General features: G+C 43.1%; 12 protein-coding genes. 10 read left to right on the top strand and 2 right to left on the bottom strand.

Going from position 1 to position 15048, the window contains the following annotated elements:
* The first annotated feature begins 17 nt into the window (after positions 1-17).
* The 5 genes from DIU38_RS20495 to DIU38_RS20475 all read left to right on the top strand — a co-directional run bounded on the left by DIU38_RS20495 (position 18) and on the right by DIU38_RS20475 (position 5710).
* The gene (locus DIU38_RS20495) at positions 18-323 is read left to right on the top strand and encodes a hypothetical protein (protein WP_146750292.1); all 306 of its coding nucleotides are present in this window, start codon (positions 18-20) and stop codon (positions 321-323) included.
* A 41-nt stretch (positions 324-364) separates the two neighbouring features.
* Complete coding sequence (locus tag DIU38_RS20490) at positions 365-1996, top strand: gliding motility-associated C-terminal domain-containing protein (RefSeq protein ID WP_112654095.1); 1632 nt, start codon at positions 365-367, stop codon at positions 1994-1996.
* Between the two features lie 153 nt (positions 1997-2149).
* On the top strand, positions 2150-2848 hold the full coding sequence (locus DIU38_RS20485; RefSeq protein ID WP_112654096.1) for a hypothetical protein: 699 nt from the start codon (positions 2150-2152) through the stop codon (positions 2846-2848).
* Positions 2849-2981: 133 nt separating this feature from the next.
* On the top strand, positions 2982-4361 hold the full coding sequence (locus tag DIU38_RS20480) for a M16 family metallopeptidase (RefSeq protein ID WP_112654097.1): 1380 nt from the start codon (positions 2982-2984) through the stop codon (positions 4359-4361).
* Between the two features lie 17 nt (positions 4362-4378).
* Complete coding sequence (locus DIU38_RS20475; RefSeq protein WP_112654098.1) at positions 4379-5710, top strand: M16 family metallopeptidase; 1332 nt, start codon at positions 4379-4381, stop codon at positions 5708-5710.
* A gap of 93 nt (positions 5711-5803) precedes the next feature.
* Here the strand turns inward: DIU38_RS20475 and DIU38_RS20470 are convergent, their stop codons facing one another.
* Together DIU38_RS20470 and DIU38_RS20465 are read right to left on the bottom strand one after the other, a co-directional pair.
* The gene (locus DIU38_RS20470) at positions 5804-6925 is read right to left on the bottom strand and encodes an AI-2E family transporter (RefSeq protein WP_112654099.1); all 1122 of its coding nucleotides are present in this window, start codon (positions 6923-6925) and stop codon (positions 5804-5806) included.
* Positions 6926-7138: 213 nt separating this feature from the next.
* Complete coding sequence (locus DIU38_RS20465; protein WP_112654100.1) at positions 7139-8620, bottom strand: glycine--tRNA ligase; 1482 nt, start codon at positions 8618-8620, stop codon at positions 7139-7141.
* Positions 8621-9005: 385 nt separating this feature from the next.
* Here DIU38_RS20465 and DIU38_RS20460 point away from each other — a divergent pair, with 385 nt between their 5' ends.
* The 5 genes from DIU38_RS20460 (at position 9006) to DIU38_RS20440 (ending at position 14995) form a co-directional block, all read left to right on the top strand.
* Positions 9006-9671, top strand: a complete 666-nt coding sequence (locus DIU38_RS20460; RefSeq protein ID WP_112654101.1) for an FAD-binding oxidoreductase — start codon at positions 9006-9008, stop codon at positions 9669-9671.
* Between the two features lie 566 nt (positions 9672-10237).
* Entirely contained in the window at positions 10238-12748 is a 2511-nt protein-coding gene (locus DIU38_RS20455; RefSeq protein ID WP_167516236.1) for a T9SS type B sorting domain-containing protein, read from the top strand.
* Between the two features lie 139 nt (positions 12749-12887).
* Positions 12888-13595, top strand: a complete 708-nt coding sequence (locus tag DIU38_RS20450; RefSeq protein WP_112654103.1) for an ATP-binding cassette domain-containing protein — start codon at positions 12888-12890, stop codon at positions 13593-13595.
* 280 nt (positions 13596-13875) lie between these two features.
* Positions 13876-14382 carry an outer membrane beta-barrel protein gene (locus tag DIU38_RS20445; RefSeq protein ID WP_112654104.1) on the top strand — a complete coding sequence of 169 codons (507 nt, stop codon included), beginning with the start codon at positions 13876-13878 and terminating at the stop codon, positions 14380-14382.
* Positions 14383-14485: 103 nt separating this feature from the next.
* Positions 14486-14995, top strand: coding sequence for a hypothetical protein (locus DIU38_RS20440; protein ID WP_112654105.1), 510 nt, complete (start codon positions 14486-14488; stop codon positions 14993-14995).
* The last annotated feature ends 53 nt before the right edge of the window (positions 14996-15048 follow it).

Below are 15048 nucleotides of genomic sequence, written 5' to 3'. Positions count from 1 at the left end.
TTAGTAATACTGTATATTTGGTTCAAACTATTGTGCCTGAACATATCATTAACTTAAACCTTTTACTAAAAAGAGCTGCATTGCTGTTTAATGTTATACTTTTAACTTTTGTTAAAGTGTATGGACAGCAGTTTTATGCCGCTACCGACCAGGGAATTTTACAGCAAGTAACCATTACGCCTAACGGGGCGGTTTCAAAAAATGTTAACGGTTGTGGGTCGGGTTATTTTTCGATTGCGCTTTGGGGTAATAAGATCTATTATACCCTGGCTTTCGGTGGATTGAGTGTAGCTGATATAACCGGAGGTAATACCCCCAGGTAGCTAATTGCCAGTATTTGGCGTCGGTGCCCCCCGTAAGTTCAATGACGGTTGATAAAAACGGGATCCTGTACATGGCCAGCTCGAACTCGCTGTACAAACTCGATCCTAAAAATCCTGTGCTTGTTAACCTGGGAATTATGCCGTACGGAGCTTCGGGCGACCTTGTGTTTTATAACGATAAGCTATATATGGCAAGTTATAATGGCATTGTCGAAGTCTCTCTCGATGATCTCTCTCAAAGTAAATTAGTTATACCTATTACAGACCGGATTGTATATGGTTTAACATCGGTAGCTTCCAGGGGGGCTGTAACGGTATATGCTATTGGTGTAAACAATAACAGGTCGGAGCTTGTAGAACTCGACCTGAAAAATATGTTTATAAAAGGTATTGCCGGTTCACTGCCCTATATAGTTTATGATGCCGGCAGTACTGTTGAAACAGGTGAAATACCGGTAATTAAGCTTCAAAACATTAATGTGACCCGGGAGTGCAATGTGGTGAATAAAGGGCGGGCCGAAATTATTTGTGCCCCACACGGAAATCAATACACTTACAAACTTAATACCGGAGAAAGTAACACAACGGGTATTTTTGATAACCTGCTTCCTGGTAATTACCGGGTTACTATTACCTCAAATGGTGGTGAGGAGCCTAAAACATCTCCATTCACTATTCCTGATTTTTCACTACAAGACCCCGTTGTTACTTTTAATAAAACGGATCCGATTTGTGATATCGCGGGGTCGATTAAATTGGAAATAAACGCCGATAAAGCGTTGTACCGGATAAAATATAACAACGCGGTTTACCCCATTGACCATGTTTTCGCAGATTTAATCCCGGGTGTTTATCACTTTTCAATTATAACACCAAACGGCTGTTTGCTTTACGAAAAAGATTGCACCCTCGTACAGGAAGTATGCCCGCCAATTGTTGTAAATGATATTGTCATCAAACCCGAATGTGACTTTTACGGCGAAGCAAATGTTACCGTGCTCACAGCAGCTCATCCGGATAATTATACATATAGCTTAAACGGTATAAGCAACACTACCGGCGTTTTTAACAGGGTGCTACCGGGTACCTATCAATTAGTAATTACTTCATCTGGCGGATCCCAGGCTGAAAAACAAGTTACCGTACCCGATTTTACTTTGACCAAACCCTATGTCTCATATACCGCTAAAAACGCGATTTGTACATTAGAGGGGCAGGTAAAGTTTAACACCTATGTAGAAGGGGTAGCTATCGGCGCTATTAAGCATGGTAGCCAAAGTTATACACCCGATGAAACAATAAGAGGCCTCAGCGCCGGCACCAACCACTTTGTCCTGCTGGATAAGCAGGGTTGCATCATTACGGAATTGGATATTATGATAACGCAGGATTCATGTGAGCCGGTTACGTTTTTTAACACTTTTACACCCAACGGCGACGGCGTAAACGACTTATTCAGGCCCAATCAAAGCAGCAATCCCATAGCGTATAAGCTTACGGTTTTTAACCGCCTGGGCCAGCGGTTATTTGAGTCGGAAAGTATATATGATGGTTGGAATGGCAATTATAACGGGAAACCTGTGCCTACGGGTGTTTACTACTGGTTGTGCAACTATACCATGGGCGATGGACAGGTTGAGGTTCAAAAAGGGCATGTAACCTTGCTGAGGTAGCTTAAATGTGTTTGTTTACAATAGGCGAGCTAAATGACCGGCTTAGCCTGTTTTTCCATGATCAGTGTTGCTGCAAATGGATATTATAACCGGGGCAAAAAAATCAGCGAAATCAACGTCATCAAATTCAAACCAACGGTTTAACTTTGCCACATGATCAAGAATATCTTCGCTTGCTTAATAATAATGCTTGTGGCTTTTGGCTGTACTAAAAAAAATGTGCCGCATTACACCATATCAAGGGTTACCAAATCAGATACAGCCACCCAGTTAACCGTTAAAATAGATGGCAGGCTTAAATGGGCCGAACTGCTGAGCATCACCTCACAAATTAAAGCCGATAGCGCTAAGCTGAGCAACCTGCAGCTTAACTTTTTGCTTCCCGGTCATAATGATAAAAGTACCGGTGCTAATACCTTTTACGCCGTAGCCCGCTATCCACAAGGAGATAAAGTTACTATGCAGGATACCACTAAAGATGCTGATGGCAATACCGTTAGGCTAAACTTACTTGGCCTGTCGCCCGAAAAAGCAAAATACCTGCTTGGTTTAAACCCTGCCGACCTTGACGGGAAAAATATCATAGGCAGGTTTATTGATGATAATAACCATACTGTTATTATTCCGTTTACTGATATGGCAGGTGGTAAAAAAGAAACTTATATTATTGAGCTTGATACCACGGGCACAGTAGTATCCCGTACCATTCCCCTCATGGATAACCGGGATGGTGTTGAAAAGCTGCATGTTAGCCAGGCAGGCGACTATATTACCATAAAAGACAGTGTGCTTACCCAATACGCCGCTCATGACATGGGTTTGCCTTATAATAGTATTAAAGCTGGTATTTAATTACTGGTTGGTAAATATGCCAAAATCACCACAGGCTTAATTTCGTCTTGAAAAATCAGGGATAAGCGGTTAAATCATTCACTTGTTTAAGATTATACCGATATATTTATAGTGTTAAAAATATTGTAAATATATGAACCGAAATTTTATCAAAATTTTTGCATTAGGCGTGGCCGCGGTTTTTAGCGCCGGCATCGCTAATGCCCAGGTGAGGTTGCCGGAAGGCTACTTCCTTAAAACATTGCCAAACGGCCTGGATGTGCTGGTGATTGAAAACAGTAAAGTACCTTTAACCACCATTGAAATAGCTGTTAAAAACGGCGCTTATACCGAAGGACCGGAGTTCAGCGGTTTGTCGCACCTGTTTGAGCACATGTTTTTCAAAGCCAATAAAGATTATCCAACCCAGGAGAAGTTTTTGAAACGTACGCAGGAGCTCGGCGCTATCTGGAATGGCACCACCAATACCGAGCGCGTAAATTACTACTTCACTTTTGACAGGGACAGCCTTAAAGCGGGTTTAAAGTTCATGAACGCGGCTATCCGTTTCCCAATTTACCGCGAGGAGGATATGAAAAAAGAGCGCCCGGTGGTTGACGGTGAATTTCAGCGTGCCGAAAGTGATCCGGGTTTCCAGCTTTGGTATGGCATGCAGCAAAAGCTTTGGGGTGATCTCATTACCCGCAAAAACCCTATCGGAGTGCATGAAGTGATCAACACGGCTACGCCCGAAAAAATGATGATCATTAAGGATAAATATTATTTCCCTAATAATAGCTTGCTGACTATTTGCGGCGATGTTAAGCATGATAATGCCTTTGCCCTGGCCGAAAGCATTTTTGGCGACTGGGCCAACAGCGGTTTCGATCCGCAAACCAAATTTCCTATCCCCGCATTTAAGCCTTTAACCAAACCTGAGTATTTTGTTAAGGAAGCAACCATTGCACAAACACCTTATATGGAGTTTACCTGGCAGGGGCCTTCATATCCAACGGATTCAGCTTCAACTGTTGCTGCCGATGTGTTTTCGACCATTGTAGGCTTAAATTCGTCAAAATTGCAGCAGGCATTGGTTGATAAAGGTTTGGCCAGCGGTGTTTACGTAAATTATACTACCAGCCGTTATGTAGGCCCTATTGATATTTTCGTGGTACCTAACCCTAACAAGCTTAAAGAATGCTATACCGAGTTAATGAACCAGGTAAGCATGTGGAACAAGGACGACTATTTTACCGACGAACAAATGGCCACTGCTAAAGCTATCCTGCACCGGAACGATATTCATGCCAAGGAAAAGCCCTCGTCGCTACCAAGTCAGATCAGCTACCAATGGTGCAGCACCTCGTTTAATTTTTATACCGACCTGGATGCCAACTATCAGAAAGTTACCCGTGCCGATATTAAAAAGTACCTGGATACTTACGTAATTGGCAAGCCATATGCTGCCGGTATGATCATAGCGCCCGAGTTAAATAAAACAGTAAATGCAGCTTCATTTTTTGCAGCCAAGTAATTTAAAACTACCTCATCATGATGAAAAAATATATAATTGCCCTGCTGGTAGCAGCGGCTATAGGGAATACAGCTAAGGCGCAAAAACAGGCCTATGAAACCACGGTAGATGGCGTAAAGGTTATTGTACAGCCAAGCGGCAACGATATTGTGGAAGTGCAAACCATCATAAAAGGCGGTGTGCAAAACTATCCGGCTACAAAGGCAGGTATCGAATCACTGGCGATGAGCGCCCTTACCGAGTGCGGTACTTTAAAGCATGATAAAAATAGCTTTAAAGATGAACTGGATAAAGTAAGCGCTACCGTTTACGGCAGCAGCAACAAAAACTATTCGGTAGTACGGATGAATTGTATTAAAGGCGACTTTGATATTGTTTGGCCGTTGTATGTTGAGGCTATAACCCAGCCCAAATTTGATGAAAAGGAATTTGCCCGCATTAAGCAGGATGCCATCAATAACATTAAACAAGAAGATTCACAGCCCGATAATGCCATTGATAAATATGCCGATAAGGTAGCTTTTGCCGGTACCAACTACGCTAAAGACCCAAGTGGAACCGTAGCTATTGTTACAGCCCTAACCCCTGCCGAAACAAAAGCTTATTATCAGTCCATACTGACCAAATCTCGCATGGTAATTGTGGTGGTTGCCGATCTTGACCAGGCTGCTATTGAAGCTAAAGTAAAGGGTATGCTGAGCGGTATTAAACAAGGTCCGGCTTTCGCGTTTAAAAAATCAACTTTCAGAGCCGATAAAAACAGCATCAATGTTGAAAAACGTGATTTGGCTACCAATTATGTGGAAGGTATCGCCAGTGGTCCTGCCGCCGGTACACCCGATTTTAACGCTTTTAATGTAGCCATGCGCATCTTCTCGAACATGCACTTTTTAGAGGTACGTACCAATAACGGTTTGTCATATGCCCCACAGGCCTGGTTTAGCGCGGGTCAAACCTCAACTGCCAAGTTCTCTGTTTCAACAACCGAGCCTGATAAATACATAGCTGTGTTTGATAAGCTGGTTGATAAAATTAAACGCGAAGGCTTTAAACCCGAAGATGTAGCCGATATGAAGGTTACTTATCTTACCGGTTTCTACTATAAAAACGAAACCAACAGCGCCCAGGCATCATCAATAGCAGCAAATGAAGTATTACATGATAACTGGAAACGTTCATTAACCCTGGTTGATGATGTAAAGAAACTCACTCCCGATGATGTGAGCAACGCCTTCCGTAAGTACATCAACAATATTGTATGGGTATACCAGGGCGATCCTAAAAAAGTAAACCAATTGCTGTACATTAACGGTACACTGCATAATGGAGATAATCCGGTGATGCACTAATTTAGGTAAAAGGTTAAAGGCGAAAGGTTAAAGGTAGCTGCATCTGTGCTCATCTTTAACCTTTCGCCTTTTTTGTTTTTGGCCTTTCGCCTTTCAGCTTTTACCTTTCACCTCATCCTCCGGCAGCACCGCTTTTTTCCTGGTTTTAGTCCAGCCGGCCCCTTTAGGCCTGGTGGGTACGGTATCGCCCAGGAGTTTGCCCCACGGTTTGAGGGTGTCAATCCTGTCGAAGATGATTTTGAGGACTGCTACAAATGGAATGGAAAGGAACATGCCCGATAAGCCCCAAAGTAAATTGCCTAACAACACAACCACAATGGAGATAAGCGCGTTGATCTGCACTTTTGATGATACAATGCGCGGTACCAGAATATTATTATCAATAAACTGGATAACAAGATAAGCTATGATCACCCCTAACTGCGTTGTGTAACCATCTTTGGTAACCGTAGCCATCAGTACAGGAAGAGAGATGGCTATAATGCCGCCCAGGTAGGGCAGCAGGTTAAGGATAGCGCCTATTACACCTATCAGGATGCCATACTTAACACCGAGTAATATCAGGGCCAGCGAATTCATGGCAGCAACTATTACCATCTCAATCAATAAACCCTGGATATAGCTTTGGATGGCCGATTTGGTTTCTTTCAAAACATCGGCAACCTGTTTGGAGTTTTCTTCAGAAAATACTTCGTAAATAAAATTGAGGAGCAGGGTTTTGTAAAACAATACCAGGAAAACATATACGGGTACCACAAATATCAACCCAAACGTGCTTAACACATTACCGAGTGTGCGGCCTACCAGCGCCTGGCTGTTATCCATAGCGTCTTTGATAAGCTTATCCTGCTTTTGAACTGAGTAGTTAAAAGTGGCGGCTACCCAGTCTTTAAAGGTGATGAACATTTCACCAAACTTCTTTTTAAGCGTGGGCAGCGAATCTCCAAACTGGATGATCTGGGTAGAAAGAAAATAGAACAACCCTGTCAGTAAAATAGCGCCAAGCAGCATAGCCAGGCATATAGACAAAATTTTGGGCACTTTATGTTCCTGCAGCCAGTTGCTAACAGGGTTAAGCAAAATTGCAATAAAAGCCGAAAAGGCAAGCGGGATCATCACATCTGCCAGTTGGGCAAACACATAAACCAATAATATCAATCCAAAAAGTATAACGGTACTTTTAAGGTAAAAGGGGTATTCTTTAACAGCAGGCATAGATGCAGGATTTTACACTGAAAGGAACAAGATAAGCAATTGTTTGCTTCGCTGATAATTAACCGGGGGATGCTAATCGGATTGGGTAGTGCCCGTCCACCTTGGGTACGGGCGATAGCTTGTGGGGAATCGCGCATTCCCCGGACTTTTAAACAAAAAGCCTGCACGGTAAATGCAGGCTTTGGGTATATTATATATGACTTGTTAAATCTACTAACTTAGCACATTTCTCCAGCTTACCAGATCGCCGATGATCTTGTCCAACTGATCGGCGGGAACGCGTTCCTGGGCCATGCTGTCGCGGTGGCGGATAGTTACGGTGTTATCTTCTAAGGTTTGATGATCTACCGTGATACAGAAAGGCGTGCCGATAGCATCCTGCCTGCGGTAACGTTTACCGATAGCATCTTTCTCTTCGTACTGGATATTGAAGTCGAGTTTTAGTTTATCCATGATCTCGCGTGCTTTTTCGGGCAGGCCATCTTTTTTGGTAAGCGGGAAAATTGCGGCTTTAACCGGTGCCAGGCAAGGGTGCAGGCGTAATACGGTACGGCTGTCCTGTTTATCTTCGGTGCTCAAATCTTCCTCTTCGTAAGCGTTGATCATGGTAAGCAGGAACATCCTGTCTAAGCCGATAGAAGTTTCAATTACATAAGGCACGTAATTACCATACGGCTTTCCTGTTTCAGGATCAACTTCAGGGTCAAAGTATTGAAGCTTTTTACCGGAGAATTTCTCGTGCTGACTTAAATCGAAATTGGTACGGCTGTGGATCCCTTCAACCTCTTTAAAACCAAACGGAAACTCAAACTCAATATCATAAGCAGCATCGGCGTAGTGAGCCAGCTTGGTGTGCTCATGGTAACGGTATTTGGCAGCATCTGTACCCAAAGCAAGGTGCCATTTTAAGCGGGCTGCCTTCCACTGGTCGAACCATTCTTTTTGTGTGCCGGGGCGAACAAAAAACTGCATCTCCATTTGTTCAAACTCGCGCATGCGGATAATGAACTGGCGGGCAATCACTTCGTTACGGAAAGCCTTACCAATTTGCGCAATACCGAAAGGGATTTTCATCCTGCCCGATTTTTGTACGTTAAGGTAGTTTACAAAGATCCCCTGCGCGGTTTCCGGACGAAGGTAAATGGTATCAGCATCGTCAGCAACTGCCCCCATCTGGGTGCTGAACATCAGGTTAAACTGGCGTACCTCTGTCCAGTTGCGGGTACCGCTTACCGGGCAGGCAATTTCATGCTCAATGATCAGATCGCGCAGGCGGGTCAGGTCTTCGGCTTTCAGGGCCTCATCCATGTCATGCTGTAGTTGTTCAGCTTTATCGGTTTTGCCTTCGCTGTCGTATTTAGCTATCTTGTCTTCCAGCAATTGGTCGGCGCGGTAGCGTTTTTTGGAGTCTTTGTTATCGATCATTGGATCGCTGAAGCCATCAACGTGACCGCTTGCTTTCCAGATCTTAGGGTGCATAAATATGGCCGAATCAATGCCTACAATGTTATCATTCATTTGTACCATGGCTTTCCACCAGTAGGTTTTGATGTTGTTTTTGAGTTCGGCACCATTTTGGCCATAATCATAAACTGCGCTTAAGCCATCGTAAATCTCGCTGGAAGGGAAAACAAAGCCATATTCCTTGGCGTGCGATATAACATTTTTAAAAAGTTCGTCGGTTGATTTGCTCATAATAGCTGCAAAGATAATTTTTGATTTCGGATTTGGGAATTTCGATTTCGGATTTACTTTGAGATAAGTGTTACCTAAAAACGTCGTTTTCTTAAAAGCTGCTGCTAATAAAATCTTATTTGGCCGTACTTTCTTTCCTGAACTTGTGTTGAGAAAGCCTTCATAACTATACAAACCAGTCCAGTAAACCGGATTGCATTCATTGTTTGTTATCAAACGATGCGTTAAGGGGTGTTAACTTTTGAGAAGCCTTACCTTCATATATTCCGCATATTCGGTCAGCCATTTCTCATAATTTGTAAACCATCTGCAATTATTGTCAATAGTTATAAACTATTGGCTGTTTTGCATTATTATTGTATTAAGCCTACGATACCGATCACAAATGGAACAAATCGTAAAAATACTTTCCGCAAAATATGTTACCCACAATGTGAGGCAATTCAGGCTTGAAAAGCCTGCCGGTTACAGCTTTATTCCGGGTCAGGCTACTGAATTATCAATCAATATGGAGGGCTGGCGTGATGAAACACGTCCCTTTACTTTTACTTGCCTTAACGATGATAATTACCTTGAGTTTACCATAAAAACTTATACCGACCATGATGGTGTTACCAACAGGCTAAGCAAGGTTAATGAAGGTGATGAGCTTATTATTCGCGACGTTTGGGGGGCTATTGAATATAAAGGGCCCGGTTACTTTATTGCAGGTGGTGCAGGTATTACCCCTTTTTTGGCTATACTAAGGCAATTAAATAGAGATGGTTCAATTGCCGATAATAAGCTTTTCTTTTCCAATAAAACTGATGAGGATATCATTTTGAGGGATGAACTGAAAAGCATCCTTGGTGCAAATGCGCATTTTACTATTACTGGTCAAAAGGACAGTATGTATGATCAGCGGCGCATAGATGCCAAATTTCTGAAAGCTGAAATAAAAGATTTCTCAAAGCATTTTTATATATGCGGCCCTGACGCGATGGTTACTGAGCTCAGTGACATATTAGGGCAACTCGGAGCCAATAGTGACTCCGTGGTATTTGAAAGGTAGTTTATGCGGAGACGCATCACGTGCGGTCTTCTATGCTTTGTCTTGCATGTTATCCCTGCATATTACAGACACATGTGGTGCGCCTCTGCAAAACACCTTTTATTAAGCAGCATTGTAAAGCTGTAACGTCGTCCTTCCGTCACGGGGAATCACACTTCGGCGGACGAAAGCAGACAGATTTTATCAGCTACGGAATGTAATACGTTTTTTACAAACTACATGTTGCCCTGTAGCTTCAAAAGATTTGCAGAATTACATTTATATGAACTTTTTAACCTTTGGGGTACATAACAATCTCCTGATTTTTATTCACTAAACTACCATCCGGAATGGTTTGTAAATAGCCAGCTTCTTCAGACGGACGGACATTTCAGAATTTATTCATCTTTAATAATCATGTTTTGAGGTAATTGAAGTAAATAACCCATCAAAATATTTAACCTGAAAGTGATTTACAGTGTCAATTAAAAATCTTAATTTTCGGCAGCTTTTACTTTATCACTTATACAATCAAAATAATAATGTTCGGGTGGCTTTCTGTTTTAAGGATTACAGCGCTCATACTTTTGTGTTTATTTTCTTATACTCCGGGTTTATTTGCCCAGGCGCCTGTTATTAAATACACAACGCCCCATAAATATAAAATTAACGACCCTATACCAACTTTAGCGCCAACCAATACGGGAGGCGCAGTACCGGCTACTATTTACGGACAGGTAAATACTATAGCAGGTTCGCCCACGATTTCAATTTTTATTAAAGTAACCGGTGTTGCTGTTGATGCGGCAGGGAATGTATTTGTAGCAGATTGGGGTGATAATACAATTTTCAAATTAACTCCATCAGGAAATCTTTCAAAGTTTGCCGGGCACTCATTTCCTGGTTTGGCCGATGGACAGGGCGTCTCGGCAGCCTTTAACGCACCCGATGCCTTGGTTTTAGATGCTGCGGGTAATTTATATGTAAGTGATCAGCAAAATAACGTGATACGGAAAATAACACCAGGAGGGTTGGTATCAACATTTGCGGGAACTGACTCGGAAGCGGGGGTCAATAACCCGAGAGGTTTAGCTATAGACAATGCGGGAAACCTGTATGTGGCTGATCAGGGTAATAATGTGATCAGAAAAATAACAGCAGCTGGTGTGGTTACAACTTATGCAGGCAATGGTACAGTTGGTGCTAATAACGGCCCGGCGGCTTCTGCCTCGTTTAACACACCCACTGCTGTTGGGCTGGATGCTGCAGGTAATTTATATGTCTCGGATTCTGGAAATAGTATTATTAGAAAAATAAGCCCTGCAGGTGTAGTTTCCACATTTGCAACAGGCTTCAATTTTCCGCGCGAGCTTAGGGTAGATGGTACTGGGAATGTTTATGTTGCCGAGCAATACGGCAACACTATTAAAAAAATAAGCCCTAACGGCACAGTAACCATTATAGCCGGTGGCGGTAAAAAAGATGCCAATGGGGTAGCCGCTATATTTAACGGACCGATTGGATTAGCAATGGACGGAAAGGGGAATTTGTTTGTTGGTGAAAGCGCTTTTGTAAGAAAGATAACGCTAACGGGTTATACTATTGATAAACCTTTACCGGCAGGTTTGGTATTTGACCCCAAAACAGGCATTATTTCGGGTACGCCAAGTGTTTTATCTCCACCAACGGTTTACACCGTAACAGCCTGGAATGCCACCGGCAGTAGCAGCACAACTTTAAGTATAGAGGTGGTTCAGGATATTACGCTGTTACCATCAGTTATTACCTTTCCGGTTCCTGAAGTAGTTAATATGAGTATTGACAATATCCTGCACCCCGGCGCTACCAGCACTAATACCAATACCGAAACACCAATTACCTATACAAGCAGCAATGCCAATGTAGCTGTTGTAAGTGCCGATGGGCAAATTCATGCAATAGCTCCTGGGCAAACCGTTATTACAGCTTATCAAGCAGCAAATGACGAGTATTTGGCGGCTGTACCCGTACCAAGAACGTTCACCATTACTCAAGACCAGGTAATCACTTTTCCTGCCATTGCTGCCAAAACTACCTGTGATCCTGATTTTTTGGTTGGGGCAACAAGTTCAAATTCAACCATTCCGCTTACTTATGTAAGTAGCAACCCGGCCATTGCTACGGTTTCGGCAACGGGAGCTATTCATATCATAGCGGCCGGTTCAACCACCATCATTGCGTCGCAAAGCGGTAATGATTTGTATAACGCGGCTACCCCTAAATCGCAAATATTAACTGTTACTGCCCCGGTTGTGCCATCGGTGAATATATCGCCTACTTTCTACGCCGGTTGTGAGGGCATGGAGGTTACTTATACTGCTAATGCTATGAACGAGGGTATCCATCCAAGTTATCAATGGCAGGTAAATGGTCAAAATAGTGGTAATCATTCAGATACATATGCCAGTAGCTCATTGCACGCGGGGGATATTATAACCTGCGTAGTTACCAATAACGATGGTTGTGAACCCGTTTCCTCTCCTGTATCTAATCAGGCTTCTTTAAGTGCGGATCCAAATGTTACACTTTCGGTAACCATCACGTCATCGTTTAGTGGAACCATAACTGCAGGCACTGCGGTTACTTTCAAAGCGCAACCGTCTAACGTGCAGGATAATCCTGTTTATCAATGGTATGTTAATGGGCAAACCGTTGGCAGCAACAGCGCCACATTTACCAGCAATACTTTAGCAGATGGTGATGTGGTTAGTTGTACTATGGCTTCGGGAGGGACATGCATAATTAACCCTGTCGTAAATTCAAATGTTATTACGGTTGCTGTAACAGTTCCTGAAAAAATTATAGTACCTAATACATTTACACCCAATGCCGATGGATATAATGATACCTGGTTTATCCCCGGGTTATTGTCGTACACTAATTGCACGGTGAATATTTATAACCGGTATGGCGCTATAATGTACCGCTCGGTAGGTTATCAACAGCCCTGGGATGGTACCAGTAATGGCAAAACGGTACCCGCCGGAGCCTACTACTATGTAATTGATACTAAGAGCAGCAGCGGAAAACTGAATGGGGAAGTAACGGTGTTGCGATAGTTAGCAACCATGAACAGGAAATGGTGTCTTTATCCATAGAGCGAGGTGGGTCATACCGGGACGGAGAACTAACTCTCCGCTTTGCATGAATCTCAATCTCCCGTCTCAAATCTCATATCTAAAGCATATTTTTACAGCCATGAGTATCAGTGTTGAGGCATTAACCAAGGTTTACGGTGTACAGAAGGCTGTTGATGGCATTAGTTTTACTGCCCAACCAGGCGTATTGGGCTTTTTAGGGCCTAACGGCGCCGGTAAATCAACCACTATGAAAATCCTTACCGGCTTTATTCCGCAAACATCGGGTACGGCATCGGTATGTGGGTTTGATGTAGCCAAACAGCCGCTTGAGGTTAAGCGCCGCATAGGTTATCTGCCCGAAAGCAACCCGCTGTATACGGATATGTATGTGAAGGAGTCGTTGGGTTTTGTTGCCGGCATCCATAAAATTCATGAGCCTGTCAAACGTATTGCCGATATTATTGAGCAAACAGGCCTCGGTCCTGAGCAGCATAAAAAAATAGGGCAGCTTTCAAAAGGTTACCGCCAAAGGGTAGGCCTGGCGCAGGCTATGCTGCATGATCCCGAAGTGCTGATACTGGATGAGCCAACATCAGGCCTCGACCCTAACCAGTTAAGAGGCATCCGCCAGCTGATCCTCGATTTGGGTAAAAGCAAAACCATCGTACTTTCAACCCACATTATGCAGGAAGTAGAGGCTGTGTGCAGCCAGGTGATTATCATTAATAAAGGAACTATCGTTGCCAACGATACCTTGCAGCAACTCCGTAAAAACAATGGAGGAAAATCATTAGAGGAGGTGTTTATCAGCCTAACTAATAATTGATTTCACAAATAGTTGACAGAAAAGTGTTTTGCTCGCAGTGCACCTGCAAAAACATTGTGGTGCATAATTAAAGGCATTGCTTAAATTTAAAACTTGTGGTGAAAAGCACATCGCTTAATGTGCCCGGATATTTTAATAAATATCAGTTTTGAGCCTTTTTATTGTCCATTTAATATTTTTTTAACATTTTTTGTAACGAAGAGCTGGTTTGTAACATCTATATAGGCGAACCGGCAAGGCGGAGGTACCCCGCCATGCCAAACTTTATTACATTATTGTTATGAAAAAACTATTATTATCCTTAGCCTTTTTAGGCTTTACCGCTATCGCGGCCCATGCCCAATCAGCAAATTCAGACGGCGGAAAATTCAGTATTGGTGTTGATGCAGGTTTGCCTGTTGGTGACGCCCACAAGATTTCAAACTTCGCTATCGGCGGCTCATTGAAGTATGATCATCCAATTGCCGATCAGTTATTTTTAACAGGTTCGGCAGGTTACACACGTTTCTTGTATAAAAAAGAGATCAAAGATTTTTTTGGTAAATCAGGAGCTGGTTTTATCCCGGTTAAAGCAGGTGTTAAATATTATTTTGACGATGCCTTTTTTGCCGAAGGTCAGTTGGGTGCGGTATTTGGTACAGAAAGTGGTGCCGGCACCGCGTTTGCTTACTCACCTGGTGTGGGCTATAGCTTTGCAGGTGGACTGGAAGCTGGTGTACGTTACGAAGCCTGGTCAAAAAACGGCACTACAAGCCAGGTTGCATTACGCGTAGCTTTTAGGTTTTAATTAAACTACTGTTAACCTTTAGAATAAGCCCGGGAAAAGTTTTCCAGGCTTATTGTTTTTCTTCATAATTATTAGCCGGGCAATATTGTATTTTCGGCCCGATATGAAAAAACTATTATTGCTGTTCCTTATCCTCCCTGCTTTTAAAACCTTCGCCCAGGACACACCGAAACCCTCAACTGCTTTTAGTGCCGGGGTGGAGTTTGGTATTCCCTCGCGCAGTTTGTACAATGTAGGTGTTGGTGCATCTCTAAAGTTAGAGCAGCCTGTTGTAAGCCCGGTAAGCCTAACGCTCACAGCGGGGTTCAGCAGTTTTTTTCGTAAAGATTCTCCATTCAATAATGGCCATTCGGGCGGCGATATTTTTGTACCGCTAAAAGCAGGTGTACGGTATAATGTAGGTTCGGGCGTGTTTTTGGAGGCCGAAGCAGGCAGCGCCATCGAACTTAATTATGACGAGCGCAAACTGTTCGCCCTTTCTGTTGGCCCGGCAATTATGATCCCTACCGGTACCGATAACCGCAGTTTTGAATTGGGCTTGAGGTATGAAAGCTGGTCGGCCCATACCTTGCAGCAAACAGCTATCAGGTTTGCGTATCGGTTTGGGAGATAATATATTTTATGCAGCGATATATTGCTAAAGGGCGTATTATCGTTATATAGCAC

Origin of the sequence: Mucilaginibacter metallidurans, assembly GCF_003286435.2 — a bacterium.
Lineage (GTDB): Bacteria > Bacteroidota > Bacteroidia > Sphingobacteriales > Sphingobacteriaceae > Mucilaginibacter > Mucilaginibacter gossypii.
The sequence above is the reverse complement of the archived record's forward strand: the minus strand, read 5'-3'. Positions and strand labels throughout refer to the sequence as shown.